Raw genomic sequence first — 25251 nt, forward strand, 5'->3', positions numbered from 1 at the left:
GTCAGCGCTCGGTGCTGCCCACGATCGCCATGCCGGCGCCCCGCAGACGCCGGCGCTCCTGCGCGATCCACGCCAGCAGCCGGTCGTTCGTGCCGGCGACGTGCGCCGCGAGCAGCTCGGCCGCGCGGTCCGCGTCCCCGGAGCGCACGGCGTCGATGATGGCGCTGTGCTCCTCCCACGCGGCGTCGCGGGCCTCGGGCGTGCGCACCTCGATCCAGCGCGTGCGCTCCAGACGGGTGAGTGCGTCGGCGATGGCGTCGGTGATGAACCGGTTGCCGCCGAGCGCGGCGAGGTCGAGGTGGAACGTCGAGCCCATCCGGATGCCGGCCTGCTGGTCGGGCGTCGGCCGGAGGGAGTCGAGGTGGCCGCGGACCTCGGCGAGCTGTTCCTCGGACGCGCGTGCCGCCGCGAGCCGAGCGGCGGCGGGTTCGAGGACGCCGCGGAGTTCCGCGAGCGAGGCGATCTCGTCGAGGTCGATCGGGGTGACCGTCCACGAGCGACCCTCGTGCAGGATGAGCCCTTCGCGTTCGAGCCGCGACAGGGCTGCGCGCACCGGGGTCCGTGAGGCGTGGAACCGCGCCTCGAGCCCCCGCTCGGAGATGCGCTCCCCCGGGGCGATCTCGAGCGTGAGGATCGCGGCTCGGAGGTTGTCGTAGAGCTGGCTCGTCTGCGACACGGGCGCTGCATCGGTCGTCTCGGTCACGGCGATCCAGCCTAGCGGCGATCCGGGCCGGATGGTATACCGTAATGGTATACCAATCCGTTCCACACTGAAACGATCTCGTGACCACCACCTCCCGCGCCTGGACGATGCTCGGCCTCGGCGTCGCCGCCCAGGCAGCCGGCACCCTCGTGGTGTCCGCCCCCGCGCTGCTCATCCCGTACCTGCACGCCCACGGCACGACGCTCACCCTCGCCGGGCTCTTGGCCGCCGCACCGACGTTCGGCATGGTCCTGACGCTCATCGCCTGGGGTGCGATCACCGACCGCGTCGGCGAGCGCGTCGTCATCGCGGGCGGGCTCGTGCTCACGACCCTCGCGGTCGTCGGGGCCTGGCTGGCAGCGGGCGACCCGGTGCTGCTCGGCCTGGCGTTCCTCGCCGCCGGCATGACGAGCGCCTCGACGAACGCCGCGAGCGGCCGCGTCGTGGTGGGGTGGTTCCCCAAGGAGCGGCGCGGCCTCGCGATGGGCATCCGGCAGATGTCGCAGCCGCTCGGGGTGACGCTCGCGGCCGTCACGGTCCCGCAGCTCGCCGAGGCGGACGGCATCCGCGCGGCCCTCGTCCTGCCCGTCGTCCTGTGCGCCGTGCTCGCCGTGCTGTGCGCGATCGGCATCGCGAACCCGCCCCGACCCGCACGAGCGGACGCCCCGGTGGAGCACGTCGCGAACCCGTACCGGGCGAACGGGTTCCTGTGGCGGATCCACGCGGTGTCGGTCCTGCTCGTCGTGCCGCAGTTCACGCTCTCCACGTACGGCTTGGTGTGGCTCGTCGGCCTCGGCTGGTCGACCCCGGCCGCGGGACTGCTCGTCGGGGCGTCGCAGTTCGTCGGCGCCGTCGGGAGGATCCTCGTCGGCGCCTGGAGCGACCGCGCCGCCTCGCGCGTCGGGCCACTGCGGATCGTCGCGGTGAGCGCCGCCGTGGTGATGGGACTGCTGGCGGTGGTGGACGCCACGCACCTCGCCGCCGCCGCGGTGTTCCTCGTCGTCGCCACGAGCGTCACCGTCGCGGACAACGGGCTCGCGTACACGTCGGTGGCCGAGGCCGCGGGGCCGTTCTGGTCCGGGCGGGCGCTCGGGGCGCAGAACACCGGGCAGTTCATCGCGGCGAGCGCCGTGGGCCCCGGGGTCGGCGCGCTCGTCGGGGCGCTCGGGTTCGCGGCGTCGTTCTCGATCGTGGGGGTGTTGCCGCTGCTGGCGCTGCCGCTGGTGCCCCGGCGCGATCGTTCCCACGACTGACCGCGGGACGGACGGGAGGCGCGGTGCCAGCCGGCACCGCGCCTCCCGTCCGTCAGGTGCTCACCGCATCAGGCGGGCACGGCCGGCCCCACCGGCCACCGCAGCAACGCCGCCGCCGCGACCCCGCCCGGCAGCGACGCCGCGTTGACGAGCACGAGCTCCGCGTCCGTCAGCACCGCCGCACGCACGAGCGCGCACACCGCCGGCACCGCTCCGATGACGGGCGTCCCGGCAGCCTGTTCCGGTGCCGTCGCCACCCACGGGGCACCGGCGAGCGCGAGGAGCGTCCGCTCCCCGACTGCCACGGCGTCGAGCGCGACGACCGACCCCTGCGCCTGCTGCAACGCCCCGACGACGGCCCCGAGCCCGGTCACCGCGAGGTTGTCGCCCCGACCGACGTGGGTGCGGAGCAGGTCCTCGAGGTCGTGGCGTCGGGTGGCGACGACCCGGGCGAGCGCGGTCTCGACGTGCTCGACGAACGCCTGCTTCGACGAGGCGTCGGCGCGGGGGTCGCCCGGGAAGACGGAGGTCAGCGCACGGGTCTCCGACGACAGCGCCTTCACGAGGAGCTCCCGCGCGGTGACGTCCCCGGCGACCACGACCAGTCCGGGTCGGAGTGTCCGGACGGCCTCGTCCACGGCGGCGGCGGTCTCCGACGAGTTCTGCTTCCAGATCTCCTCGGTGTGCTGCTGCCAGTGCGGCTGCTTCCACCCGGTCCCGGCCTTGGCGTAGTGCAGGGTGTCGTTGCGCCCCTGGACCTGCTGCTCACCGCCGGTCGCGTCGAGCGGCGCGTGGCCGAGTCGGTAGGCACGGAAGGCTCCGCCCTCCTTGCCGGCGTGCACCACCAGGAACGGCAGGTCGACGGGCCGGTGGGCGACGAGCGGCACGAGGTCGGGGACGGCACCGACGCCGACCGACTCCGCGCCGTGCAGGTGCCCGGGCAGGACCTCGCTCAGCACGAGCGCACCGTCGTGGACCAGCACGTACCGGGTGACGGGCGAGGGGACGCCGGGTTCCTGCTCGAACTCGCCGGCGACGAGGTCGACCACGTCGTCGGTCGCACCCTGCGCACGCAGGGCCTCCTCGACCACACGCAGCTTCAGTGCCGCCTGCCGTCGGGGGTCCTCCACGTTGCCGGAGACGTCGGCGTACGCCCAGGCCCAGGTCCCACCGCCCTCCAGCCGCTGTCCCAGGATCCCGTGCAGTTCGCTCGTCGCGTTGGTCGACGTCATGGCAGCTCCTCTCGGACGGATGCCGGGGCTGTCACGGACCCCGACGTTTCGTGTTGGCCCACACTCCACCCCGACGGGGCACGGTGTTCCACGTCCGGAGGGAACGTCCAGAGTCTTCGTGAAAGTACAGCTGCGCTCGGTTCTGTGGTTGGGTTGGAGGCATCCCGCTCGACGACGAACCGGAGTCCCGGCAATGACGCCTCCACCGAACCGACGGCCCATCTCCCGACGACAACTGCTGGGCTTCGGCCTCGGCGCGGCCGCGACCGGACTGCTCGCCGGCTGCGCGGTGCCGGGCTCGACCAACGTGAACAAGGCGGCGCTGATCCCCGCCGCCACGAGCGGGCAGAAGGTCGAACTGACCTACTGGGCCTGGCTCAAGGACCTGCAGAAGGTCTGCGACGTCTGGAACACGACGCACCCGGACATCCAGGTGACCGCGAACTGGATCCCGGGCGGCAACAGCGGCGGGTACCAGAAGATGTACTCCGCGCTCGCGGCCGGTGGTGGCCCGGACATCGGTCAGGTCGAGCTCCGGCAGATCCCCGAGTTCATGCTCGCCAACGGTCTCGTCGACCTCGCTCGCTACGGCGCGAAGGACTTCGAGTCGAAGTACGACGACGCCGCGTGGGCGCAGGTGTCCTTCGTGGACGGCATCTACGGCATCCCCCAGGACACCGGCCCCATGGGCTTCTACTACCAGACGGCGCTCCTGGAGCAGGCCGGCGGCGAACCCCCGACGACGTGGGACGAGTGGCGCGACCTCGCCGAGAAGGTCCGGAAGACCGGGGCGCAGAACTACCTCGAGGTCTTCCCGGTCTCGGACGCCTCCCCCTTCGCCGCGTACGCGCAGCAGGCCGGTGCCCGGTGGTTCAAGGTCGACGGCGACGAGTGGGTCGTCGACATGACCGACGAGAAGACCCTGATGGTCGCCGAGTTCTTCGACGGCGTGATCGACGACAAGCTCGTCGACACGAGCGCCGGCGCGTACTCCCCCGGCTGGTACGCCTCGGCCGCGAGCGGCAAGATCGCGGCCGTCACGAGCGCGAGCTGGGGCGACGCCCTCATCGAGTCCGTCCAGGGCGGCGAGGGCAAGTGGAAGGTCGCACCCATGCAGAAGTGGGGCGACACCGGGTTCGGGTCGAGCGCGATCGGCGGTTCGACGGCCGCGGTGCTCGCCAACGCGAAGCACCCGAAGGAAGCGCTCGAGTTCATCACGTGGATGACCACCTCCAAGGAGGGCATCGACGCGATGATCAAGTACTGCGGCATCGGGTGGTCGCCCGCGAAGGACTACATCGGGGCGCAGCGCGAGCAGCCGAGCAAGTGGTTCTCCGGGCAGAACTACAACGAGGACGTCTTCGTCCCCGCCGCCCAGGAGCAGAACGTCGAGTGGTCCTGGTCGCCCGTGACGCAGTCGGCGTTCACGAGTCTGCAGAACCAGTTCCGCCGCAAGCTCACGAGTGGGCTGAAGCTCACCGACGCGGTGGAGCTCGCCCAGAAGGAGATCGTCCAGTCCTTCAAGGACAAGGGCCTCAGCGTGAGGACGGCACGATGACCACGACGCAGCCGAAGAACGGCTTCCGCACGAGCACGAAGGCCACGGTCGCCCAGAAGCGCGCCCCGTGGATCCTGCTCGCACCCTTCCTCGCCCTGTTCGTGCTGACGTTCATCATCCCGATCATCAGCGCGCTGTTCCAGTCGTTCACGACCGTCGACCGCGAGGGGCTGTTCGGCGAGGACGGCGTCGTCGGCAGGTTCGCCGGGTTCGACAACTACGCGATCGCGCTGCAGGACGCCGGCTTCGTCGCCTCGATCGGCCGCATGCTGCTGTTCGGCATCGTGCAGGTCCCGGTGATGATCATCGCTTGCACGATCCTCGCGCTGCTGCTCGAGTCGGCGAGCGCCCGCTGGCCGGGCTTCTTCCGTGCGATCTACTTCATGCCGTACGGCGTCCCCGGCGTCATCGCGACGATCCTGTGGTCGTTCCTGTACGTGCCGGGCCTGTCGCCGATCGTGTCGCTGCTGCAGGGGATCGGGCTCCAACCGGACTTCCTTGGCGCGAACAGCGTGCTCTGGTCGATCGCGAACATCGTCACGTGGACGTACACCGGCTACAACATGCTCATCATCGTGGCGCAGCTGAAGTCCATCCCCGGCGAGGTCTACGAGGCCGCCAAGGTCGACGGCGCGAACGCGTTCCAGGTCGCGTGGCGGATCCAGATCCCCCTCATCGCGCCGGCACTCGTGCTCACGACGGTGTTCTCGATCATCGGCACGCTGCAGCTCTTCGCGGAGCCGCAGATCCTGTCCACGGTCGCCCCCGCGATCGACACCGAGTACACGCCGAACTACGCCGCCTACACGAACGCGTTCGCGTTCAACGAGTACGGCGTCGCGAGTGCGCAGGCGGTCATCATCGCGCTGGCAGCGTTCATCCTGTCGTTCGCGTTCCTCGCGTTGACGAACCGTCCGCCGAAGGACGAGCGGGATCGCCGCAAGCGGGCGAAGCGGGACGGCCAGGAGGCGCGGGTCGCGCTCCAGACGCGCGTCGCGTCGGCCGGGACGGTCACCACCCAGGCCGCACCGCACCTCCAGGGCCGCTCCGGTCCGGACCACGGCACCACCGTCACGAAGGGGGCGGACGCATGAGCAGCGAAGCCATCGAAGCGCCGGCCACCGCGAAGACCGCGGTCCCGGTGGACACCACGTCGATCTCGGCGCACCAGCGCCGCAAGCTCGACCGCTCCGGCAAGTCGCAGATCGTCGTGACGGGCATCCTCGTCATCGTCGCGATCTACTTCCTCGTCCCGCTGTACTGGGTGATCATCGCCGCGACGAAGACCACCGGCGCGCTGTTCGCCACGAACGGGTTCTGGTTCGGCGGCGACTTCGCGCTGTTCAGCAACCTCCAGCAGGTGTTCACGTACGACGGCGGCATCTTCGTCCGCTGGATCGCGAACAGCATCCTGTACTCGGGCGTCGGCGCCGTCCTCGCGACGTACTTCGCCGCGGCGGGTGGCTACGCGCTCGCGAAGTACGAGTTCCGGGGTCGGCAGCTCGTGTTCGGCACGATCCTCGGCGGCGTGCTCGTGCCGGGGACGGCGACGGCCCTGCCGCTGTTCCTGCTGTTCTCGACGCTGGGCCTGACCGACACGTACTGGAGCGTGCTCATCCCGAGCCTCGTCTCGCCGTTCGGCCTGTTCCTCTGCCGGGTGTACGCCGCGGCGTCGGTGGACACGGCGCTCCTCGAGCAGGCACGCATCGACGGGGCCGGCGAGCTCCGGATCTTCCACACGATCGTGCTCCGGCAGATGACGCCGGCGCTCGTCACCGTGTTCCTGTTCCAGGTCGTCGGCATCTGGAACAACTTCTTCCTGCCGCTCATCATGCTGGCCGACCAGAAGCTGTACCCGATCACACTGGGACTCAACAACTGGCGCTCGCAGGTGGACCGGCTGCCGGAGTTCTACCAGCTCACCACCGGCGGGGTGCTCGTCTCGGTCATCCCGCTCGTCATCGCCATCATCGTCCTGCAGCGCTTCTGGCGCGGGGGCCTCACGGAAGGATCGGTCAAGGGTTGACCATCGCCGCACTCTCCTCCACCGCCCCCGGTTCGGACACCCGGCTGGCCCCACGGGCCTGGCTGCACACGGACGCTCCCGCCCTGTCGTTGGACGGGGAGTGGGACTTCCGGTGGTCGCCCGTCGCGGACGTGCCCGAACCGGGGCCGGAGGACGAGTGGGGCACGATCCCGGTGCCGGCGCACTGGGTGCTGCACGGGCACGGCGCGCCGAGCTACACGAACCTGCAGTACCCGTTCCCGATCGACCCGCCGCACCCGCCGGAGGAGAACCCGACCGGCGACTACCGCCGCACCTTCGACGTCCCGTCGTCGTTCGACGCCGCGGCCCGGGTGCTGCTCCGGTTCGACGGTGTGGAGTCGCACTTCCGGGTGTGGGTGAACGGCGTCCTCATCGGATGGTCGACCGGGTCGCGGCTCGCGACGGAGTTCGACGTCACGTCCGTGCTGCGACCGGGGGCGAACGAGGTCCGCGTCCGGGTGCACCAGTGGTCGGCGGCCTCCTACCTCGAGGACCAGGACCAGTGGTGGCTGCCCGGGATCTTCCGCGACGTCACGCTGCTGGCGCGGCCGACCGCCCCGATCGACGACGTGTTCGTGCGCGCCGGGTGGACCGCCGTGCTCGGGAGTGCGGCGAGCGCCGGGACAGCGGCGTCCGGCCGACCGTCGACGGGCACGGGGACGATCTCGTTCCCGACCGTCGATGCTGCGTTCCCGGTGCGCTTCACGGTGCCCGCGCTCGGCGTCGACGTCTCGTGGGCGTCCGCCGACGATGTCGGACCGATCACCGTCGAGGGTGTCGAGCCGTGGAGCGCCGAGCTCCCGACGCTGTACGACGCGACGCTGTCCACCGGGACCGCAGCCGGTGGGAGCGCCGGCGGTGAGACCGTGTCGCTGCGTCTCGGCTTCCGCACCGTGTCGATCGAGGGCGATCGGTTCCTGGTGAACGGCGAGCGCGTGGTGTTCCACGGTGTGAACCGGCACGAGACCCACCCGGTGCGCGGTCGGGTGTTCGACGAGGAGCACGCACGCGCCGACATGGCGCTCATGAAGCGGAACAACGTCAACGCCATCCGGACGTCGCACTACCCGCCCCACCCCCGCGTGCTCGACCTCGCCGACGAGCTGGGCTTCTGGGTGATCCTGGAGTGCGACCTCGAGACGCACGGGTTCATCTTCACCGGCTGGGTCGGCAACCCGTCGGACGACCCGGCCTGGCGCGAGGCGTACCTCGACCGCATCGCGCGGACCGTCGAGCGCGACAAGAACCACGCGTCGATCGTGATGTGGTCGCTCGGCAACGAGTCCGGGACCGGCCGCAACCTCGCCGCGATGTCGCAGTGGGTGCACGACCGCGACGACGAACGTCCGGTCCACTACGAGGGCGACTACACGGGCGCCTACACCGACGTGTACTCGCGCATGTACCCGTCGCTGCAGGAGACCGAGTCGATCGGCGGCGGTCCGGCAACGCCCCTGCTCGGCTGCGGCCCGGCCGAGGCGGCTCGCCAGCGGTCGAAGCCGTTCATCCACTGCGAGTACGTGCACGCGATGGGCAACGGACCCGGCCAGATCGCCGAGTACGAGGCCCTCGTGGACAAGTACCCGCGCCTGCACGGTGGTTTCGTGTGGGAGTGGCGGGACCACGGGCTGCTCGCGCACACCCCCGACGGACGGCCCTACTACGCGTACGGCGGCGACTTCCACGAGGTCGTCCACGACGGCAACTTCGTGATGGACGGCCTGGTGCTGCCCGACGACACCCCGACGCCGGGGCTGGCCGAGTTCGCGGCCGTCGTGGCGCCGATCCGGCTGTCCGCATCGGACACCACCGTGCTCATCGAGAACCGGTACCACTCGGCCTCGACCGCGGGACTGCGGTTCCACTGGACGCTGTCCCGGAACGGCGTGGTGGAGCACGAGGGCCGGTTCACGCCGGGCGTCGTCGCGGCGCGGTCCTCGGCCACGGTGCCGGTGCCGGACGAGGTGCTCGAAGCCGCGACCGCGACGCTCGCCCCCGGTGACGAGCTGTGGTTCGACGTCACGGCGGAACTGGCGGGGCCGACCGCGTGGGCGGACACCGGCCACGTCCTGGCACGCACCCAGACGCTGGTCGCATCGCGCGAGGCGGACGTGCCACGGGCCTCCGGTCAGGGGTGGGACGGCGACCGCCTCGGCGACGGGACGTTCTCGGCCCGCGGTGACCTGGTGTCCTGGAAGGGGCACGAGGTGGCCGGGCCGCGACTCGAGCTGTGGCGCGCACCGACCGACAACGACAGTCTGGCGTCGCAGGGCGGGTACGAGACGGCCGACCCGGTGCTGACGCACGGCGTGGGCGACCCGGACGCTCCCCCGTCGGCCACACGCTGGCGCGAACGTGGTTTGGACCGGCTCACGCACCGGCTCGTGTCGGTGTCGCGGACGGACTCCGGGCTCGAGCAGCGGGTCCGCGTCGCGGCGGCGAACAGCGGGTGGGGCGTCGACGTCACGCACCGCTGGACCCTGACGGACGCCGGGCTGCTGCTGCAGACCGACGCGGTGCCGTTCGGCGCGTGGGACGTCACGTGGCCACGGATCGGGGTGCGGTTCGACCTGCCAGCGTCCCTGGCCGACTCGGACGCGTCGTGGTTCGGCACGGGGCCGCTCGAGTCGTACGCGGACTCGTCGCACGCCGCCCGCGTCGGACGCTTCTCGGCACCGGCGCGGTCGCTCGGCGTCGAGTACTCGATGCCGCAGGAGACCGGGCACCGGCCGTCGCTGCGCGAGCTGTCGGTCGGGCCGTTCACCGTGTCGACCGTCGGCTCGCAACGTGCGGGGTTCACCCTGTCGCCGTGGACCGCGCAGCAGATCGATCGCGCGATGCACCCCTACGAGCTGCCGGTGTCGGAGCACCTGTACCTGTACCTCGACGCCGCGCAGCACGGCCTGGGGTCGCGGGCGTGCGGCCTCGACGTGCTGCCGGAGCACCAGCTCTGGCCGCAGGCGTTCTCGTGGAGCGTCGTCCTCGGCTGAGCACAGCCCGGAAGTCGTATATCTGATACATATTCCTTGCGCCCGTGTCGGGCGTCCGGAAGGGTCTTCTCCACCAGCAGAGAGGACCCCATGCACAGCACTCCCGGGCGCGCCGTCGCGAGCGCCGCCCTGACCGCCCTCGTGGTGGTCGGCGGCGGCCTCGCGACCGCGGTCGCCACGACGTCCCCCGCGCACGCGGTCGCGCCGTTCCCGGTCACCGACCCCTTCGTCGGACTGCCGGTCGGCACGACGATGCCCGCCGGCTGGACCCGGATCGCGACGGACGACGGACAGGCAGCGATCGTCGACCACGGCGCCGCCGGACGGTGGCTGCGGCTGACCGACGACACGAAGCGGGTGAGTTCCGCCGTCTACAACGAGTCGCCCTACGACTCGAGTCACGGGCTCACGGTCGAGTTCGACCAGCGGATGTGGAGCACGACGGACACCGGGTACGCCGACGGGATCGGGTTCTTCCTGCAAGACGCCGCCGTCCCGCTCGACGCGATCGGGCCCGTCGGTGCCGGCCTCGGCTACCACGACGGCACCCGCCCCTGCGAGGAAGGCCTCGACGGCGGGGTCGTCGGGATCGGGTTCGACCGGTTCGGCAACTTCGCGCGTCCCGACGTCGTCCCGAACGCGATCACCGTCCGGGGTCCGGAGCGCGAGTGCTACCCGGTCCTCGCGACCACCGGGGACCTCGGCGACGGGTTCCTCGAAGACCGCGAGACCACGGCCGAGGCGGCCACGCACCGCCACGTGCAGATCGATCTCCTGCCGAGCGACGCCGGCGGGATCCGGGTGCTCGTCGCGATGTCCGAGCCGACCGACCCCGGCGCCGACGCGGGCGAGCTGCGCGAGGTCGTCAGCGCCGACCTCCCCGCCACGGCGCTGCCGGAGCAGGTGCGGTTCGGCTTCAGCGCCTCGACCGGTGGCCGGACGCAGTTCCACGAGATCCGGAACCTGCGGGCGACGCAGCCGACCGACGTCGTCACGACCGCCCACACGCTGACGAACGCGCCGGTCACCCCCGGCGAGGACGTCACGTTCGAGCTGCGGTCGGTGAACGACGGGCCGGCGACGATCGGCGGAGCGGTCGACGCCGTCGCGCGCACGGTGGCGGTGACCGAGGGACTGCCGCTGACGGACGTGCGGTGGACGTGCCGTGCGGAGGCCGGGGCGACGTGCGGCGCCGCTGCGGGACAGGGTGCGGTCGCCGCCGCCTGGTCGGGCCCGCCCGGTGGTGCGGTCACGATCGCGGTGCGGGGGACGGTGCCGGTGACGACCCGCTCCGGCCTCCACACGATGCCCGTCGAGAGCGTCACGGACTTCACGACCGACCGCCTCGACGCAGCCCGCCCCGCGATCGCGCTCGACGGTTCGGTGACCGACGTCGACCTGTCGAACAACGCCGACCGGACCGCGTTCGAGGTCGTCCTGCCCGAGGCCGTCGCGGTCGACGACGAGGGCACGACGAAGCAGGGCGAGCCGGTGACGATCGACGTCCTCGGGAACGACCCGCTCGACGGGAGCTCGGCGGACCCGGACTCGCTGCGCTTGAGCGGCGACGGGATCGAGGGGGCGGAACTCTCGGCGGACGGCAAGCGGCTCAGGGTCCCCGGCGAGGGCGTCTGGACGGTCGAGGGCGTGCAGGTGACGTTCACCCCGGAGTCGTCGTTCTCCGGACCGGCGACGGCGGTGCGGTACCAGGTGACGACGCACGCGGGGCAGACCGTGGTGGCGGTCGTCCGGGTCGTGGTGGAGCCCGTCGAGTCGGTGGTCGTGCCGCCGACACCGGACCCGGGCTCGGGCTCGGGACCGGGGGACGGCTCGGGCGCGGGGGCCGGCTCGGGCGCGGGGCCGGGCGCTGCCTCAGGCGCTGGTGACCGCGGGGCGTCCGACGCCGTGGCCGAGCGGGCGAGCGCGCGGGGAGTGCTGGCGTACACGGGCGTGTCCGGGCCGGCCGTCTTCGTCGCCGGGGCCGTGGCGGCGCTGCTGCTCGCCGTGGGTGCGTGGGTGCTGCTCGCGCGGCGGCGCGCCGTGGCCGCGCGCTAGCCGCCGGCGGCTCGCCGCGAGGCGGCGCGGCTCGCACAACGGAAGTCACCTCGAACCAGGCGGAAGCGTGGTTCGAGGTGACTTTCGTCGTGCGCCAGCCGCGCGCGAGCCAGCCCACTGCGCAGGCAGAGGGAGGTTCCGCGGCGTTCGTGACCGTTCTGGTTCGCGATTCCCGGGTTTCACGAACCAGAACGGTCAGCGAGCCCGAAAGATGCGCGCGCACCGGCGGAGACGAGCGACGAACCGCCTGCGCCTGCGCCTGCGCTCGCGCGCTACGCGCTCAGCGCCGGGATCGCCGCCGGGTCGGACGCATCGAGGAACTCCGTCAGCCGCTCGGGCTCGCCCGGCTCCTCGATCGCCGAAGCCGCCCGCCGCAACGCGAACAGCGCCCGCAGCACGCCCCGGTTCGGCTCGTGCGACCACGGCACCGGCCCGGCACCGCGCCAGCCCGCCTTCCGCAGCGCATCGAGCCCACGGTGGTACCCCACCCGCGCGTAGGCGTAGGACTCGAGAGTCGCCCCACGCTCCCACGCCTCGTCGGCGAGCAGCGCCCACGCCAGGCTCGACGCCGGGTGCGACACCACGACGCTCGCGACGGGAGCATCGGCGGCGAGGGCGGCGGTCACCTCCGGCTCGGCGGGCAGGAGCGTCTCGGGGTTCGCGGTCGGGTTCGGCAGCAGGTTCTCCGGCATGCCCCCAGCCTGTCACGGCTCGAGGGCCTTGCGCGGCGCGAGACTCCCGGCGTACCGTGGGCGGGTCCTCGTCGTCATCGCGAGGCCACCGGTGCGGGACGACCGACCGGCGGTGCGGATGGCGGTCACGCAGGGCTCCCCGACGGAAGTGGACGAATTGCTGTCGATCACCGGATCTGCTCAGCCCTCGCGCTGACACCGTGATCATCGCGCCCCGTCGGGCGCTCCGCCCTCCCGTGGCGGGTCCGGTGTCGTGCGCCCAGCATCGACCACCGGGGAGGCACCCGTATGCCCATCAGTCCGTCCGTCGTCCTGAACGACGTCAGTTTCGCCTGGCCCGACGGCACCGTCGCGCTCAGCCACCTCACCACCGCCTTCGGCCGTGGCCGGACCGGCCTGGTCGGGAGGAACGGTGCCGGCAAGTCGACCCTCGTCCGGCTGGTCACGGGTCGGCTCCACCCCACGTCGGGCACCATCACGACGTCCGGCCCCGTCGACCACCTGCCGCAACGCCTGCAACCGCAGAACGACGACGCGGTCGCCGACCTCCTGCGCATCCGTCCGACCCTGACGGCCCTCCGCGCGATCCTCGGCGGTGACGCCGCTCCGGAGCACTTCGACGCGGTGGGCGACGACTGGGACCTCGAGGAACGTGCGGCTGCGGCGCTCGACGGTATCGGCCTCGGCATCGGCGCCGACCTCGAGCGTCCGGTGAGCACCCTGTCCGGAGGCCAGGCCGTCCTCGTGGCGGTCGCCGGCATCCGGCTGCGGAGGCTCCCGATCGCGTTCCTCGACGAGCCGACGAACAACCTCGACCGTCGTGCGCGGAGCATGTTGCTCGACATGGTCGACGACTGGCCGGGCACCCTCGTCGTCGTCAGCCACGATCGCGAGCTCCTGGAACACGTCGACGAGGTCGCCGAGCTCCGCGCGGGCGGCATGACCGTGTTCGGCGGGACCTTCAGCGCGTTCGAGGAGCACCTCTCGGTGCAGCAGGCCGCCGTCGAACGCGAGGTCCGGGTCGCCGAGCAGCGACACCGCACCGAGAAGCGGCAGCGCATCGAGGCCGAGACGAAGATCGCCCGTCGGGCCCGGTCCGGGGTGAAGGCCGCCGAGGGGATGCCGAAGATCTTCGCGAACGAGATGCGGAAGCGCGGCGAACAGACCGCCGGGCGGCTCCGCACCGGGTACGCCGAGGACGAGGCCGCCGCACTCGCCACCAAGCGCGAGGCGGAGGGACGGTTGCGCGCGGACGAGTCCATCCACGTGACGCTCCCCGACCCGGACGTGCCGGCGTCGCGGCAGATCGCGACCATCACGCTGCGCGGGCGGGCGACGATCGTGCGGGGCCCGGAGCGCATCGCGGTCGCCGGGGACAACGGCGTCGGCAAGACGACGCTGCTCGAGCATCTCGTCGGGGTCCCCGGCGCGCGGGCGCATCCGTTGCCCGACACGACTGCGGTCCCGCACGTCGACCGCATCGGCTACCTGCCGCAGCGGAAGGACTCACTCGACGACGCGCTGTCGGTGCTCGAGAACGTCCGGCGGGATGCCCCGCACGTCCCGCCGGCGGAGGTGCGGAACCGGCTGGCGAAGTTCCTGGTCCGTGGGGACACCGTCGACCGCCCGGCCGGCGCGCTCTCGGGCGGGGAGCGGTTCCGGGTGGCGCTGGCGAGCCTCGTGCTCGCGGATCCCCCGCCGCAGCTGCTGGTGCTCGACGAGCCGACGAACGACCTCGACCTGACGAGTGTCGACCAGCTCGTGGACGCGCTTCGGGCGTACCGCGGGGCCCTCGTGGTGGTCAGTCACGACGAGACGTTCCTCGACCGCCTCGACCTCACCACCCGCATCGAGCTCCGCTGACCAGGGTCGGTCGCGGCACCCCGGGTCGTCCGCACGGAACGGTGGGACGACGAATGCCCCGGCCGACTGGTCGGGGCATTCGTCGGACTGCTACTCCGCGGTCAGGGTGAAGGTGACGTCGTCGACCCCTGCGCTCTTGAGGGTGCGCGTGAAGGTGTCGGCCGTGATGGCGGCGCCGGTGACGTAGGACCACTTGCCCTCCGCATTCGCCGTGACGTCCATCAGCCACTTCGATCCGCTGTGCACACCGATGCGAGCGCCGGCGGGGCGGTGCCTTCCACGAGCTGCTTCGTCCCCTTCGCGAACGTTGCGGTCGACACCGTCAGCCCGGCAGCGTCGACCTTCTCGGCAGTGAGGACGAAGGTGACGTCGTCCTGCCCCGCGGTCTTCAGCGTTCGGGAGAAGGTGTCGGTCATGATCGCGGAACCGGTCGTGTACGACCAGGCACCGTTCTGGTCGGCCGTGACGTCCATCAGCCGCTTGGTCCCGCTGTAGACATCGACCCGTGCGCCAGCGGGAGCAGTGCCTTCGATCACCTGCTTCTGGCCCGCGACGAAGCTGGTCGTGGACACCGTCAGCGGAGTCACCTCGGCCTCTGCCTCGGCGGAGACGGCGGTGGCGGTCACCTTCTGCGACCCGAGGTGGAAGGTCACGTCGAAGCGCTCGAGCTGCGTGGACAGGGTGATCCCACCGGCGTGGAAGCGACCGTCGGCACCCGCCCGGACACCGACGAGGGCGACCGGCGTCCCCTGAGCGGCGTCCTGGGGGACACCCGTGATCACCAGATCGGCGTTCGGAGCGGCCGTGCCCGTGAGGACGAGCTTCCCGCCCGGCGTGAAACGGATCGGGTCGACGACGATCGGTACCTCGTCACCCGCCTCGTGGGTCGGGAGCAGGGTGACCCGGGCGCTGTGCTGGCCGTCACCGACCACCACGGAGAACCGCCCCTGAGCAGCGCCGGGGCTCGTCAGGGACCAGGCACCAGTGGCGTCGGCCGTTGCGGTCTCGACACCGGAGCCGCCGGGCAGGTTCATGACGTGGATCTCTTCGCCTGCGGCAGCGGTCCCGGAGATGGTCACGCGTTCGCCGGAGACGAAGGACTGGACCGCATCCACCGCGAACTGCGCTTCGGTGGCGTGCTGGGACGCCGAGGACGGCGCAGCAGAGGCGGCGGACGAGAACCCGACCGGGGCGAGGAGCGCCGCGCAGAGCGCTGACGCGACGGCAGTGCGTTTGACGAAGCTGTTCATGATCATCCTTCCGCGCGACGATCGCGCACTGAAATACGATACATGAACATTTCAGCTTGTCCCTGGGTGTCAGCGCCGCCGCGTCGGCCGGATCGCCAGCGACTCGATCGTGCCCCGCTCCGGCAGGTCGACGACGGTCCGGACGGCGTCGGCCACGTCCGAGGGCGCGAGGTAGTAGTCGGTGTCGTAGTCCTCGCCGAGCTTCTCGGTCAGCGCCCGCTGCATGTCCGAGTCCGTCCGGCCCGGGTGCACGCTCGACACCCGGACGCCGTTCGCCCGTTCCTCTTCCCGCAGGGCATCGGCGAACGCCCGCAGCGCGAACTTCGACGCCGCGTACACGCCACCTCCGGGGCCGGAGTGGAACCCGGACCCGCTGTTGATCGGCACGACGATGCCGTGCGCCGCGCGGAGGGCCGGGAGCGCGAGCCGCGTCAGCTCGGCGACCGCGAACACGTTCGTGGCGAAGACCTGCTCCCACACCTCGCGCGGGGTGTCCGCGACGGTCGTGCCCTGCTCGACCCCGGCGGAGTGCACGAGGACGTCGAGACGCTCCGGCAGCGGCGGGAACTCGCCCGCGCCGAGGTCGCCCACGAACGGCGACGCGCTGGGCAGCTCGGCGACGAGCGCGTCCACGGCGGCGGCGGTCCGGCCGCCGACGAGCACGTGGTGCGTGCGTCCCAGGTCGAGCGCGATGGCCCGGCCGATCCCACGGGTCGCGCCCGTGACGAGTGCGGTCGGACGGACGGGAGGCGCGGTGTCGGTCATGCGCACCACCCTACGGAAGCCGCGGTGCGGCCCGGCGACGACGTCGGGCCGTCCACACGGCGACCGCGGCGGCCGCCGCCAGCACGACGAGCACGACCACGCCCCACGGCGACCCCGCGAACGCCGCGAGCACCGCCCAGAACAGCGCGATCCCCACCGTCGCGTACACGAACGCCCACGCCACGCAGCCCGGGACCATCGCGATCGTGTACCGCCACCACGGCACCCGGGCGATGCCGGCGGCCGCGTTCATGATCGTCTGCAGCCCCACGGTGAGGAAGCTGACCGTGACGACGGGCAGCCCCCAGCGGTCGAGCAACGCCGAACCCCGACGGACCGCCGCAGAGTCGAGCCAGCGGCCCCAGCGGGACCGCGCCGCGCCGGTGACCGCGAGCCGTGCCAGCCAGTAGGTCGCCTGCGCGCGGCAGAGCACCACGACGAAGAGCGCGAGGACCAGCCACCAGAACGGGAGCCCCTCGAGGAAGGACGGCACGGGCGAACCGTAGCGACCCCGACCGGGAATGTCCCGTCAGCGGCGGTCGGCGTCCTCGCGGATCTTGATGCCGTCCAGGACGTCCTGCGCGCGCTTCTCGTCCTGCTTCTCGATCTGCCGGGTGTCGCGTTCGGGGAGCTGGATGTCCTCCTCCGCACGGATGCCGGCCTGCAGCTGCCGTCCGCGCTCGAGCTCTGCGTCGAACTCCGCGCCGAAGAGCAGCGCGTTGTTCGTGATCCACACCCACAGCAGGAAGACGATCACGCCACCGAGGGATCCGTACGTGGCGTTGTAGTTCGAGAAGTTCCCGACGTAGAAGCCGAACCCGACGCTGGCGACGACGAGGATCAGGATGGCCACGATCGAACCGCCGCTGACCCACCGGAACTTCGGCTGCTTGACGTTCGGCGCCCAGTAGTAGAGCACCGCGACGACGATGATCGCGATGACGAGCAGGATCGGCCACTGCACGATGCTCAGGACGGTCGCGGCGGCGTCGCCGAGCCCGATCACGTCGCCGAAGCTGCGAGCGAGCGGGCCGGACACGAGCGCGAGCAGCCCGAGGACGAGCAGGACGACGGTGAAGAGCGTGACGCCGAGCATGGTCGGGCGGAGCTTCCAGATCGGACGCCCCTCGCGGACGTTGTAGATCCGGTTCATCGCGCGGCCGAACGCGCCGACGTACCCGGAGGCCGACCACAGCGCACCGACCACACCGACGATGAACGTGATCGGCGCCGCGGGCGAGCGCACGAGTCCCTCGATGGGGTCCCGGAGCAGGCTGACGACCTGCTCGCCACCGATGTTGTTGACGAGGTCGAGCAGCGTGTCGATCGTCTTCTTCGGGTCGGACACGAGCCCGAGGATCGAGACCACGGCCAGCAGACCGGGGAAGAGCGCGAGCACGGTGTAGTAGGTCAGGCTCGCGGCGAGGTCGGTGCACTGGTCGCTGGAGAACTCGCGGAGCGTCTTCTTCAGCGTGTAGACCAGCGTGGGCTTGGTGAGGTCCGCCGGGCTGTCGGGCTTGCGGGGGTCGTCGGGTTCGGGTTTGTGCTGCTCGCGTGCCACGGGACTACCCCCTCGCCTTCAGTGCCTGCTTCGAACGCTTGGCGGCCTGCTTGCGGTTCTTCGTCGCGCGGCGCTGGACCGCGGCGATCCCGGCGCGCTGCTTGACGCGTGCGCGGTGCTGCGGGTCGCGTTCGAGCGACTCCTCGGCGGCCTTCGCACGGGCCTTGCGCCCCTTGCGTCCGGGCTGGCTCTGCTCGGCGGCGCCCGGGCCGTCGCCACCACGGGCCCCGAACGGCAGCAGCGCGGTGAAGGCCGACGATGCGGGCGGCTCGGCGAGGTGCCCGGCGGGGTTGTTCCGGATCGCGATGCCGACGATGATCGCCGCGACACCGGCTGCAGCGGTCACGCCCATCGCCACGAGCGGGGTGGGGTCGCGGTGCCAGCGCTGCTTGGTCTTCGCGATCGCCAGGCGGGTGCGCGCCGGGATGTCCGCACGACGACGGATCTCGGTCACGGTGTCCGTGATGCCCTCACGTGTGCGGACGTTCGCGAGTTCGAGCTCGGGGAGACTGTCCTTGGCCATTCCCCATTTCGTACACGCTCGGGCCGGGGTCGTGTCCAGCCCCGGGCGTGTCCCGCGCACGGCGGACGCGGCCGGCGGGCACCGCCGGTGCCGATGCCGGTCTCGCGAAAGCGACAGATCCGCGGGCCGGCCCGCCGTCCGTGTCGCGAAAGCGACAGGGTGCCACGGGAACGCGGCGGCAGACTGTCGCTTTCGCGGGGCGGGAGCGCGACCAGACGGCGGCCTGGAGGCGCGGGTCGGGCCCGCACCGCGCCTCCAGTCCGTGCCGCCGGAGCGACCGACCCGTGGGCCGGCCCGTCGTCTGTGCCGCGGAAGCGACAGGGTGCCGCGGGACCGCGGCGGCAGACTGTCGCTTTCGCGAAGCGGGCCCGTCGGGCGTCAGGACGGGACGACGACGTCCTCGGGCAGGCCCGACGCCGCGGAGCGGCCCGCCGCCTCCATCAGCGCGAGGCTCCGCAGGTTGTCGCGACCGCTCGTCGCCGGCGCGGGACCACCGGACACCGAGCGCGCGAAGGCCTGCAGCCCGCCCTGCCGGTCGGTGTGCGCCATCGTCGGCAGCTCGACCGCCTCGGCCTCGTCGTCCTGCGTCCGGCGGACCGTCACGCGGTCCCCGGCCACCGCGTTCGGCTCCCCCGAGCGGCTCGTGAACCACAGTTCGCCGTCCTCGCCCTGGATGCTCCACTCACCGGCCCAGGCCGTCCGGGGGCCGCGCGACAGCCAGCTGCCGCGGTAGCTGACCACGAGGCCGTCGTCGAGCTCGATGATCATCGAGGCGACGGCTTCGTCCTGGTACTTGCTGTACGACGGGTACGACGACTTCGCGAACACGCGGACGGCCTCGCGACCGGTGATCATCCGGAGGAGGTCGAAGTGGTGGATCGCCATGTCGTTGATCATCGCGTGCGGGAACCGGTAGTGCGGGTGCTCCTCGAACGCGAGGTCGTTGTCCCACTGCCGGAAGTCGACGTTGATCGCCGAGAGCTCGCCGACGGTGCTCGCGGCGAGCAGGTCCTGCACGACCCGGGGTGCGGGGTACCAGCGGTAGTTCTGGCTGACCTGCAGCACGAGCCCGAGCTCCTCGGCACGACGGACCGCGGTGACGGCCTCGTCCGTGGTGTTGGCGAAGGGCTTCTCGACGAGGACGTGCTTGCCGGCCTCGAGCGCCTCGAGGGCGAGCGGCACGTGCGTCACGGCGGGGGCGGTGATCACGACGGCATCGGCTTCGATCCCGGCGAGCGCCTCGGTGAGGGACGCGAACGCCGCCGACTCCGGCAGGCCGAGGTCCGACCGCACGGCGTCCAGTGTCGCCGGGACCGGGTCGACGATCCCGACCACCTCCACTTCGGTGACCTCCGGGATGGCGGTGCGGGCCCAGTTGCCGCCCCACCCTCCGAGACCGACGTGGATGATCCGGACCGTCATGCGTGCACTCCTTCGTGGCTGGCGCCCCACGACTCCCGCGGCGCGTGCGTCCAGTCTGTCAGGGCACGGGTCAGTGCGTGAACGCGTACGCGATGAGTGCCATCGTCACGATGAACCCGGCGAGGTAGTTGATCCAGAGGAACCGCTTCCACCCGGCGTTCGCGGACTCGGCGCCCGCGTCGGTGACGTTCCACCACGGCAGCACGTTGAGGGCGTACGGCACCACGACGATCGCGGCGATCGGTCCCGGGAACGCCGAGAAGAGCAGGGCGACACCGGCCACGAGGTACGCCACGAACGCCAGGCGTACGGTGGCCCGGGCGCCGATGACGGTCGCCACGGAGCCGATCCCGCCGGCCCGGTCGGCGAGGACGTCCTGCACGGCACCGAACGCGTGCGACGCCACGCCCCACAGGAAGAACGCCACGCACACGGCGACGAGCTGGCCGGTCCAGTGCGGGCCGGCGAGCGCCAGGCCGTAGATCGCCGGCGACACGAAGTGGGTGCTCGACGTGAGCGAGTCGAGGAACGGCTTCTCCTTGAAGCGCAGCCCCGGTGCCGAGTAGGCGATGACGGCGAACACGCTGATCGCGAGGACGAGCCACGACCACGGCCCGTTGCCGGACACCGCGCCGAGCACGACGAGCGCGACCAGGAACGGCACGTTCGTGACGACGACGGCCCAGAGCGTGGTGCGGTGCACGCTCTTGTCGAGCAGGGCACCCTCGACCCCGCCCTTGCGCGGGTTCCGCAGGTCGGACTCGTAGTCGAAGACGTCGTTGATGCCGTACATCGCCAGGTTGTAGGGCACGAGGAAGTACACGACGCCGACGAGGAACGCGACGAGCGAGAACCCGCCGCCGCCCTCGACGCCGACCCCGCTGCCGAGCAGGTACGCGGCGCCGAACGGGTAGGCGGTGTTCACCCAGCTGATCGGCCGGGACGACACGAACAGGGCGCGCAGGGTCGACGGCCTGGAGGCGGTGCTCGCGTTCATCGGGTCGGTTCCTCTTCGTGGGATGGCCGGGTGGGTCGGTCGAACAGGACCCACAGGCTGGGGAGCAGCACGATCGCGGCGATCGAGTACGCGAGGTCCTCGACCGGGATCGCCCCGATCTTCGCACCACTGATGAGCGCCGGGTCGTACGCCACGATCCGCAGCGTCACGATGACGTTGTCGAACACGATCGTCATGACGAGCAGGGCGATGCCGGCGACGAGCCCGGTCACGAGGGCGATCCGCCGGCCGGTCGGTGCGCGGCGGCCCCGGGCACGTGCACGTCGTGCGGCGACGACCCCGGCGGCGACGGCGACCACCGCGACCGCGGCGAAGAACGGCAGCGCGAGCAGGGCGTACGCGCCGGAGCCGGTCACGATCGGCTCCGCTCGGCCCGCCGCAGGCCCCGCGCGACGAGGGGCTGCACGAAGCCGACCAGGTTCATGGTCGTGTAGCAGAGCAGCAGGAGGAAGAAGAGCTCCTCGAGCGGGACGTCCGGCGCGAGGAGGACCCCCGTCAGCAGGTTCTGCGGCCCGATGAAGAAGATGCCGAGGGCGACCCCGAGCACGTCCCACAGCAGGAAGAACGCGACGCCGACGACCATCACGGCCGCCGCACGCCACGGCGCCCGCCAGAAGAACAGATGGAGCCGGGCGTCGAGGACGGTCATGCCGACGAGCGACACCAGCAGCCCGGCGAGGTAGAGCCCGGGCATCAGTCAGTGGCGCCGGGCCGCCGGAGCGGTGCCGGGAGCGGTTCGGTGCTGGTGTCCCCGTGGATGCGCTTGAGGAGCACCTCGGCGCTGATCAGGCACATCGGCAGCCCGATGCCCGGGATCGTCGAGGCACCGGCGTAGTAGAGCCCGTCGACCTTCGCCGAGGCGTTCTTCTCGCGGAAGAACGCGCTCTGCTTGAGGGTGTGCGCCGGCCCGAGCATCGAGCCGCTCCAGGCGTTGTAGTCGTCGGCGAAGTCCCGGGGACCGATCGTCCGGCGGACCCGGATCCGGTCGCGGAGGTCCGGCACGCCGGCACGCTCGGCGACGACGTCGATGGCGCGGTCGGCGATCCGCTCGACCTCGTAGTCGCCGGCACCGTCGATGCCGCCCTTGCCGATCGACAGGTCGGCGGGCAGCGGCACGAGGATGAACAGGTTGCTCGATCCCCGCGGGGCGACCGAGGCGTCGGTCTCCGACGGAGCGCAGACGTAGATCGACGCCGGGTCGGGGACGTGCCGGTCGGCGCCGAAGATCGCGCCGAAGTTCGCCTTCCAGTCCTCGGTGAACACCAGCGTGTGGTGCAGCAGCCCCGGCACGGGCCCGTCGACGCCGAGGTAGACGAGCACCGCGCTCGGCCCCGGATCGCGCTTCGCCCAGTGTGCGGCGGGGTACGTGCGGTGCTCCGCGTCGAGCAGCTGCAGCTCGGTGTGCCGGAGGTCGGCGGCGCTCACCACGAGGTCGGCGGGCGCCGTGTGTTGCTCACCCGCGCGGTCGCGGTGGACGACACCGGTGACGTGGCCGTCCTCGACGACGATCCGCTCGACCTTGGCGCCGGCGATGATCTTCGCGCCTTCACGGCGGGCGACGCGTTCGACGGCGGAGATGACCTCGGTGATGCCGCCCTTCGGGTAGAGCACCCCGTCGGCGAGGTCGAGGTGGCTCATGAGGTGGTACATGCTCGGCGCCGCGTACGGGCTTGTGCCGAGGAACACCGCCGGGTAGCCGAGGACCTGCCACAGGCGGCGGTCCTTGACCGCGGACTCGGCGAAGGTCGAGAGCGGCTCGATGAGGAGGCGCGCGAGCTTCGGCAGCCGTCGGAGGACGTCGGGGGCCGCGAGCTTCGTGAGGTCCTGGAAGGTCGTGTAGAGGAACCGGCGGATCGCCATCGCGTAGGTGTCCTCGGACGAGGCCAGGTACTTCCGCATCCGTCTGCCGGCGCCCGGCTCGACGGACTCGAACAGGGCGATGTTCGCCTCCCTGTCGGCGCGGAGGTCGATCGGGTCGTCGTAGCCCTCGCTGTACACGCGGTACCCGGGGTCGAGCTTCTCGAGGTCGAGTTCGGCGTCGGCCGAGGTGCCGAGCAGCTGGAAGAAGTGGTCGAACACCTCGGGCATGAGGTACCAGGACGGGCCCGTGTCGAACCGGAAGCCGTCCTGCTCCCACGACCCGGCGCGGCCGCCGAGCTGCCCACGCTGCTCGAGCACGGTCACCGAGAAGCCGTCCCGCGCGAGCAGGGCGGCGGACGCGAGTCCGCTGATGCCGCCGCCGATGACGACGGCACGTCGGGCGGGCACCTTGCGCTTGGTCGTGGTGCCGGCTTCCTTCGGACTGGAGGCGCGGGGCGGGGTCACGCCGTGCCTCCCGTCCGGTGGTGGGTCGCGCGCGACCGCAGCGGCGCACGTCCGGCGAGCACCTGCGCGGCCAGGCGGGCCTTCACCGGGTTCGGGACGCGCACCCGGGTGGTGACCAGGCGGTCGGCGGGCGTGGCGGCGATGCGGTCGTTGAGCTCCTGGAAGAGCGCGTGCGCGAGGCCGACTGCGTTCCGCGCGTCGGCCGGCAGCAGCCGGACGGTGCGGGCGGCCCGGTCGAGGTCGGACTGGACGTCGGCGACCAGTCGCTCCTTCGTCGCCTCGTCGAAGCTGCGGATGTCGACTCCCGGGAAGTAGGAGCGGCCGAGCACCTCGAAGTCGGCGTGCAGGTCGCGCAGGAAGTTCACCTTCTGGAACGCGGCACCGAGCGCTCGGGCCCCGTCGACGAGCACGGTGCCGTCGAACGTCGGCCGGCCGGCGCGGTGGACGAACGCGCGCAGGCACATCAGGCCCACCACCTCGGCCGAGCCGTACACGTAGCGGTCGAAGGACTCCTGGTCGTGCTCGGTCCGCTCGAGGTCCATCCGCATCGAGGCGAAGAACGGCCGCGTGAGCTCCGGGCCGAACCCGGTGACCCGTGCGGTCCGGGCGAAGGCGTGCACCACCGGGTTGACGGAGAAGCCGAGCGCGATCGCCCGCTCGGTGTCGGCCTCGAGCTCGTCGAGGACCGTCCGGGCGAGGTCGTGGTCGAGTCCGGCCTCGGTCGCGGGTCCGTCGACGACCTCGTCGGCGACCCGGACGAGGGCGTACACGTTGCGGATGTGCTCACGCGTGTCCTTCGTGAGCAGCCGACTGGCGAGCCCGAAGGACGTCGAGTACCGGTCGATGACGACGCCCGACGCGGCCTCGGCCGTGGCGTCGTAGAGCGGGAGCCGGGTCGTGGGACGCGACTCCGTTCGGCTGTGGCTCACCGGGCGCGCTCCACGAGTTCGGTCACGAGGGCCTCCAGGCGGTCGGCGAGGTCGTACGGCAGTCCGGCGAGCTCGGCACGGGCGAGTGCGGTGTGCTCGGCGATCCGCGATTCGGCGGCGGCCCGGGCGCCGCAGGTGACAAGGGTCGCACGGAGTTCGGCCGCGCGCTCCTCGCTGAGGTCCGGGTCGCCGAGGTACGGCGCGATGTCCGGCCAACACTCGGTCGTCGCGGCGTGGGCGATCAGCATCGTGCGCTTGCCCTCGCGCAGGTCGCCGAGGACGGTCTTGCCGGTCGTGCCCTCGTCGCCGAAGACCCCCAGCAGGTCGTCGACGATCTGGTAGGCGATCCCGATCTCGCGGCCGAAGGCACCGAGCGCCTCGATGATCGGTTCGGGGGCGCCGGCCAGCACCGCACCGGACTGCAGTGGCGCCTCGAACGAGTACACGCTCGTCTTCGCACGCTCCATCTGCAGGACCTCGTCCACCGTCGGCATCACCCCGAGGGCGAGGTCGACGTCGGTCATCTCGCCCGCGGCGCTGGCGAACACGGCCTCGTCGAGGAGCTCGAGCAGGCGGGCACGTCGGTCACCCGTGACGCCGGCCGACTCGATGAACCGGGGTGCGCCCGCGAGCGCCAGGTCGCCGGCGATGACCGCGGCGCTCATGCCGCGGTGCTCGGCGGTGGGCAGCGGCAGGCCGCCCGTCGTGCCCGTGTCGCGGAAGGACCCGGCCACGTTCGGCTGCCCGCGGCGCGACCAGTCACGGTCGATGACGTCGTCGTGCACGACGAGCGCGGTGTGCAGCAGCTCGTACGCGGCACCGACGTGCGCGGCGGCGTGCAGGTCGTCGCCGCCGAGGCCGGTGTAGGCGGTGAGGACCATGCGCGGGCGGAAGCGCTTCCCGCCCATGCTCGCCTTGCGGAGCACCCGCCAGAGTTCCCCGGACGGTCGTCCGTACCGCTCGGCGCGCGCCGACGACACGGCGAAGAAGCGCTCGAGGCAGTCGTCGACGAGCGCGAGGTCGATGTGCGCCACGGTGGCCGCTTCCTCGCTCATTGGCCTAACC

The 25251-nt window shown here is 71.8% G+C and carries 23 protein-coding genes; 7 read left to right on the forward strand and 16 right to left on the reverse strand.

The features are described 5' to 3' along the window. Position 1: 1 nt before the first annotated feature. Entirely contained in the window at positions 2-703 is a 702-nt protein-coding gene (locus JSX79_RS09070; protein WP_229085886.1) for a GntR family transcriptional regulator, read from the reverse strand. Positions 704-810: 107 nt separating this feature from the next. On the opposite strand from JSX79_RS09070, the gene JSX79_RS09075 reads away from it, so the two are divergent. Then, on the forward strand, positions 811-1956 hold the full coding sequence (locus JSX79_RS09075; protein WP_229085922.1) for an MFS transporter: 1146 nt from the start codon (positions 811-813) through the stop codon (positions 1954-1956). 68 nt (positions 1957-2024) lie between these two features. Here JSX79_RS09075 and JSX79_RS09080 read toward each other — a convergent pair whose 3' ends face one another. Then, positions 2025-3188, reverse strand: coding sequence for a Vms1/Ankzf1 family peptidyl-tRNA hydrolase (locus tag JSX79_RS09080; RefSeq protein ID WP_071303435.1), 1164 nt, complete (start codon positions 3186-3188; stop codon positions 2025-2027). Positions 3189-3381: 193 nt separating this feature from the next. Between JSX79_RS09080 and JSX79_RS09085 the strand changes: the two genes are divergently transcribed. From JSX79_RS09085 to JSX79_RS09105, 5 genes are all read left to right on the forward strand, one after another. Continuing rightward, positions 3382-4746, forward strand: coding sequence for an extracellular solute-binding protein (locus tag JSX79_RS09085; protein WP_229085887.1), 1365 nt, complete (start codon positions 3382-3384; stop codon positions 4744-4746). Next, complete coding sequence (locus JSX79_RS09090) at positions 4743-5840, forward strand: carbohydrate ABC transporter permease (protein WP_071294396.1); 1098 nt, start codon at positions 4743-4745, stop codon at positions 5838-5840. The genes JSX79_RS09085 and JSX79_RS09090 overlap by 4 nt, the downstream gene beginning before the upstream one ends. Further along, the gene (locus JSX79_RS09095; protein ID WP_092384698.1) at positions 5837-6772 is read left to right on the forward strand and encodes a carbohydrate ABC transporter permease; all 936 of its coding nucleotides are present in this window, start codon (positions 5837-5839) and stop codon (positions 6770-6772) included. Before JSX79_RS09090 ends, JSX79_RS09095 begins: the two co-directional genes overlap by 4 nt. Further along, positions 6769-9783 (forward strand): glycoside hydrolase family 2 TIM barrel-domain containing protein, encoded by a 3015-nt coding sequence (locus JSX79_RS09100; RefSeq protein WP_229085888.1) that lies wholly within the window; start codon positions 6769-6771, stop codon positions 9781-9783. Before JSX79_RS09095 ends, JSX79_RS09100 begins: the two co-directional genes overlap by 4 nt. Before the next feature lie 90 nt (positions 9784-9873). Further along, positions 9874-11838 (forward strand): Ig-like domain-containing protein, encoded by a 1965-nt coding sequence (locus tag JSX79_RS09105; RefSeq protein ID WP_229085889.1) that lies wholly within the window; start codon positions 9874-9876, stop codon positions 11836-11838. Positions 11839-12110: 272 nt separating this feature from the next. Here JSX79_RS09105 and JSX79_RS09110 read toward each other — a convergent pair whose 3' ends face one another. Beyond that, positions 12111-12530 (reverse strand): DUF3151 domain-containing protein, encoded by a 420-nt coding sequence (locus JSX79_RS09110; RefSeq protein ID WP_071294394.1) that lies wholly within the window; start codon positions 12528-12530, stop codon positions 12111-12113. Between the two features lie 288 nt (positions 12531-12818). Between JSX79_RS09110 and JSX79_RS09115 the strand changes: the two genes are divergently transcribed. Continuing rightward, positions 12819-14393 carry an ABC-F family ATP-binding cassette domain-containing protein gene (locus tag JSX79_RS09115; protein WP_229085890.1) on the forward strand — a complete coding sequence of 525 codons (1575 nt, stop codon included), beginning with the start codon at positions 12819-12821 and terminating at the stop codon, positions 14391-14393. Positions 14394-14483: 90 nt separating this feature from the next. On the opposite strand, the gene JSX79_RS18235 is transcribed toward JSX79_RS09115, so the two are convergent. From JSX79_RS18235 to JSX79_RS09175, 13 genes are all read right to left on the reverse strand, one after another. Next, positions 14484-14615, reverse strand: coding sequence for a hypothetical protein (locus tag JSX79_RS18235; protein ID WP_267484246.1), 132 nt, complete (start codon positions 14613-14615; stop codon positions 14484-14486). Next, on the reverse strand, positions 14615-15643 hold the full coding sequence (locus tag JSX79_RS09120; RefSeq protein ID WP_229085891.1) for a hypothetical protein: 1029 nt from the start codon (positions 15641-15643) through the stop codon (positions 14615-14617). Before JSX79_RS09120 ends, JSX79_RS18235 begins: the two co-directional genes overlap by 1 nt. Before the next feature lie 69 nt (positions 15644-15712). Beyond that, positions 15713-16408, reverse strand: a complete 696-nt coding sequence (locus JSX79_RS09125) for an SDR family oxidoreductase (RefSeq protein ID WP_071294492.1) — start codon at positions 16406-16408, stop codon at positions 15713-15715. A 10-nt stretch (positions 16409-16418) separates the two neighbouring features. Then, on the reverse strand, positions 16419-16901 hold the full coding sequence (locus JSX79_RS09130; protein WP_229085892.1) for a DedA family protein: 483 nt from the start codon (positions 16899-16901) through the stop codon (positions 16419-16421). A gap of 36 nt (positions 16902-16937) precedes the next feature. Then, on the reverse strand, positions 16938-17969 hold the full coding sequence (locus JSX79_RS09135) for a YihY/virulence factor BrkB family protein (protein WP_092384718.1): 1032 nt from the start codon (positions 17967-17969) through the stop codon (positions 16938-16940). A gap of 4 nt (positions 17970-17973) precedes the next feature. Next, the gene (locus JSX79_RS09140; protein ID WP_229085893.1) at positions 17974-18492 is read right to left on the reverse strand and encodes a hypothetical protein; all 519 of its coding nucleotides are present in this window, start codon (positions 18490-18492) and stop codon (positions 17974-17976) included. A 378-nt stretch (positions 18493-18870) separates the two neighbouring features. Further along, positions 18871-19914: a Gfo/Idh/MocA family protein gene (locus tag JSX79_RS09145; RefSeq protein WP_229085894.1), complete on the reverse strand. Its 1044-nt coding sequence runs from the start codon at positions 19912-19914 to the stop codon at positions 18871-18873. A gap of 70 nt (positions 19915-19984) precedes the next feature. Beyond that, entirely contained in the window at positions 19985-20911 is a 927-nt protein-coding gene (locus tag JSX79_RS09150) for a prenyltransferase (RefSeq protein ID WP_070417104.1), read from the reverse strand. Further along, complete coding sequence (locus JSX79_RS09155) at positions 20908-21288, reverse strand: lycopene cyclase domain-containing protein (RefSeq protein WP_071294389.1); 381 nt, start codon at positions 21286-21288, stop codon at positions 20908-20910. Before JSX79_RS09155 ends, JSX79_RS09150 begins: the two co-directional genes overlap by 4 nt. Beyond that, the gene (locus JSX79_RS09160) at positions 21285-21626 is read right to left on the reverse strand and encodes a lycopene cyclase domain-containing protein (protein WP_070417106.1); all 342 of its coding nucleotides are present in this window, start codon (positions 21624-21626) and stop codon (positions 21285-21287) included. Before JSX79_RS09160 ends, JSX79_RS09155 begins: the two co-directional genes overlap by 4 nt. After that, positions 21626-23257, reverse strand: a complete 1632-nt coding sequence (crtI, locus tag JSX79_RS09165) for a phytoene desaturase family protein (protein ID WP_229085895.1) — start codon at positions 23255-23257, stop codon at positions 21626-21628. The genes JSX79_RS09160 and crtI overlap by 1 nt, the downstream gene beginning before the upstream one ends. Beyond that, entirely contained in the window at positions 23254-24186 is a 933-nt protein-coding gene (locus tag JSX79_RS09170; protein ID WP_229085896.1) for a phytoene/squalene synthase family protein, read from the reverse strand. The genes crtI and JSX79_RS09170 overlap by 4 nt, the downstream gene beginning before the upstream one ends. Continuing rightward, positions 24183-25241, reverse strand: coding sequence for a polyprenyl synthetase family protein (locus tag JSX79_RS09175; RefSeq protein WP_229085897.1), 1059 nt, complete (start codon positions 25239-25241; stop codon positions 24183-24185). Before JSX79_RS09175 ends, JSX79_RS09170 begins: the two co-directional genes overlap by 4 nt. Between the last annotated feature and the right edge of the window lie 10 nt (positions 25242-25251).

The sequence above is a fragment of the Curtobacterium sp. GD1 genome (genome assembly GCF_020882855.1).
GTDB lineage: Bacteria > Actinomycetota > Actinomycetes > Actinomycetales > Microbacteriaceae > Curtobacterium.

Excerpts from the sequence above, each read along its gene's own strand:
- JSX79_RS09075 (WP_229085922.1), top strand. The coding sequence starts at position 811 with ATGCTCGGCCTCGGCGTCGCCGCCCAGGCAGCCGGCACCCTCGTGGTG.
- JSX79_RS09080 (WP_071303435.1), bottom strand. The coding sequence starts at position 3,188 with ATGACGTCGACCAACGCGACGAGCGAACTGCACGGGATCCTGGGACAG.
- JSX79_RS09085 (WP_229085887.1), top strand. The coding sequence starts at position 3,382 with ATGACGCCTCCACCGAACCGACGGCCCATCTCCCGACGACAACTGCTG.
- JSX79_RS09090 (WP_071294396.1), top strand. The coding sequence starts at position 4,743 with ATGACCACGACGCAGCCGAAGAACGGCTTCCGCACGAGCACGAAGGCC.
- JSX79_RS09095 (WP_092384698.1), top strand. The coding sequence starts at position 5,837 with ATGAGCAGCGAAGCCATCGAAGCGCCGGCCACCGCGAAGACCGCGGTC.
- JSX79_RS09105 (WP_229085889.1), top strand. The coding sequence starts at position 9,874 with ATGCACAGCACTCCCGGGCGCGCCGTCGCGAGCGCCGCCCTGACCGCC.
- JSX79_RS09110 (WP_071294394.1), bottom strand. The coding sequence starts at position 12,530 with ATGCCGGAGAACCTGCTGCCGAACCCGACCGCGAACCCCGAGACGCTC.
- JSX79_RS09115 (WP_229085890.1), top strand. The coding sequence starts at position 12,819 with ATGCCCATCAGTCCGTCCGTCGTCCTGAACGACGTCAGTTTCGCCTGG.
- JSX79_RS18235 (WP_267484246.1), bottom strand. The coding sequence starts at position 14,615 with ATGGACGTCACGGCGAATGCGGAGGGCAAGTGGTCCTACGTCACCGGC.
- JSX79_RS09120 (WP_229085891.1), bottom strand. The coding sequence starts at position 15,643 with ATGAACAGCTTCGTCAAACGCACTGCCGTCGCGTCAGCGCTCTGCGCG.
- JSX79_RS09125 (WP_071294492.1), bottom strand. The coding sequence starts at position 16,408 with ATGACCGACACCGCGCCTCCCGTCCGTCCGACCGCACTCGTCACGGGC.
- JSX79_RS09140 (WP_229085893.1), bottom strand. The coding sequence starts at position 18,492 with ATGGCCAAGGACAGTCTCCCCGAGCTCGAACTCGCGAACGTCCGCACA.
- JSX79_RS09145 (WP_229085894.1), bottom strand. The coding sequence starts at position 19,914 with ATGACGGTCCGGATCATCCACGTCGGTCTCGGAGGGTGGGGCGGCAAC.
- JSX79_RS09150 (WP_070417104.1), bottom strand. The coding sequence starts at position 20,911 with ATGAACGCGAGCACCGCCTCCAGGCCGTCGACCCTGCGCGCCCTGTTC.
- JSX79_RS09160 (WP_070417106.1), bottom strand. The coding sequence starts at position 21,626 with ATGCCCGGGCTCTACCTCGCCGGGCTGCTGGTGTCGCTCGTCGGCATG.
- JSX79_RS09175 (WP_229085897.1), bottom strand. The coding sequence starts at position 25,241 with ATGAGCGAGGAAGCGGCCACCGTGGCGCACATCGACCTCGCGCTCGTC.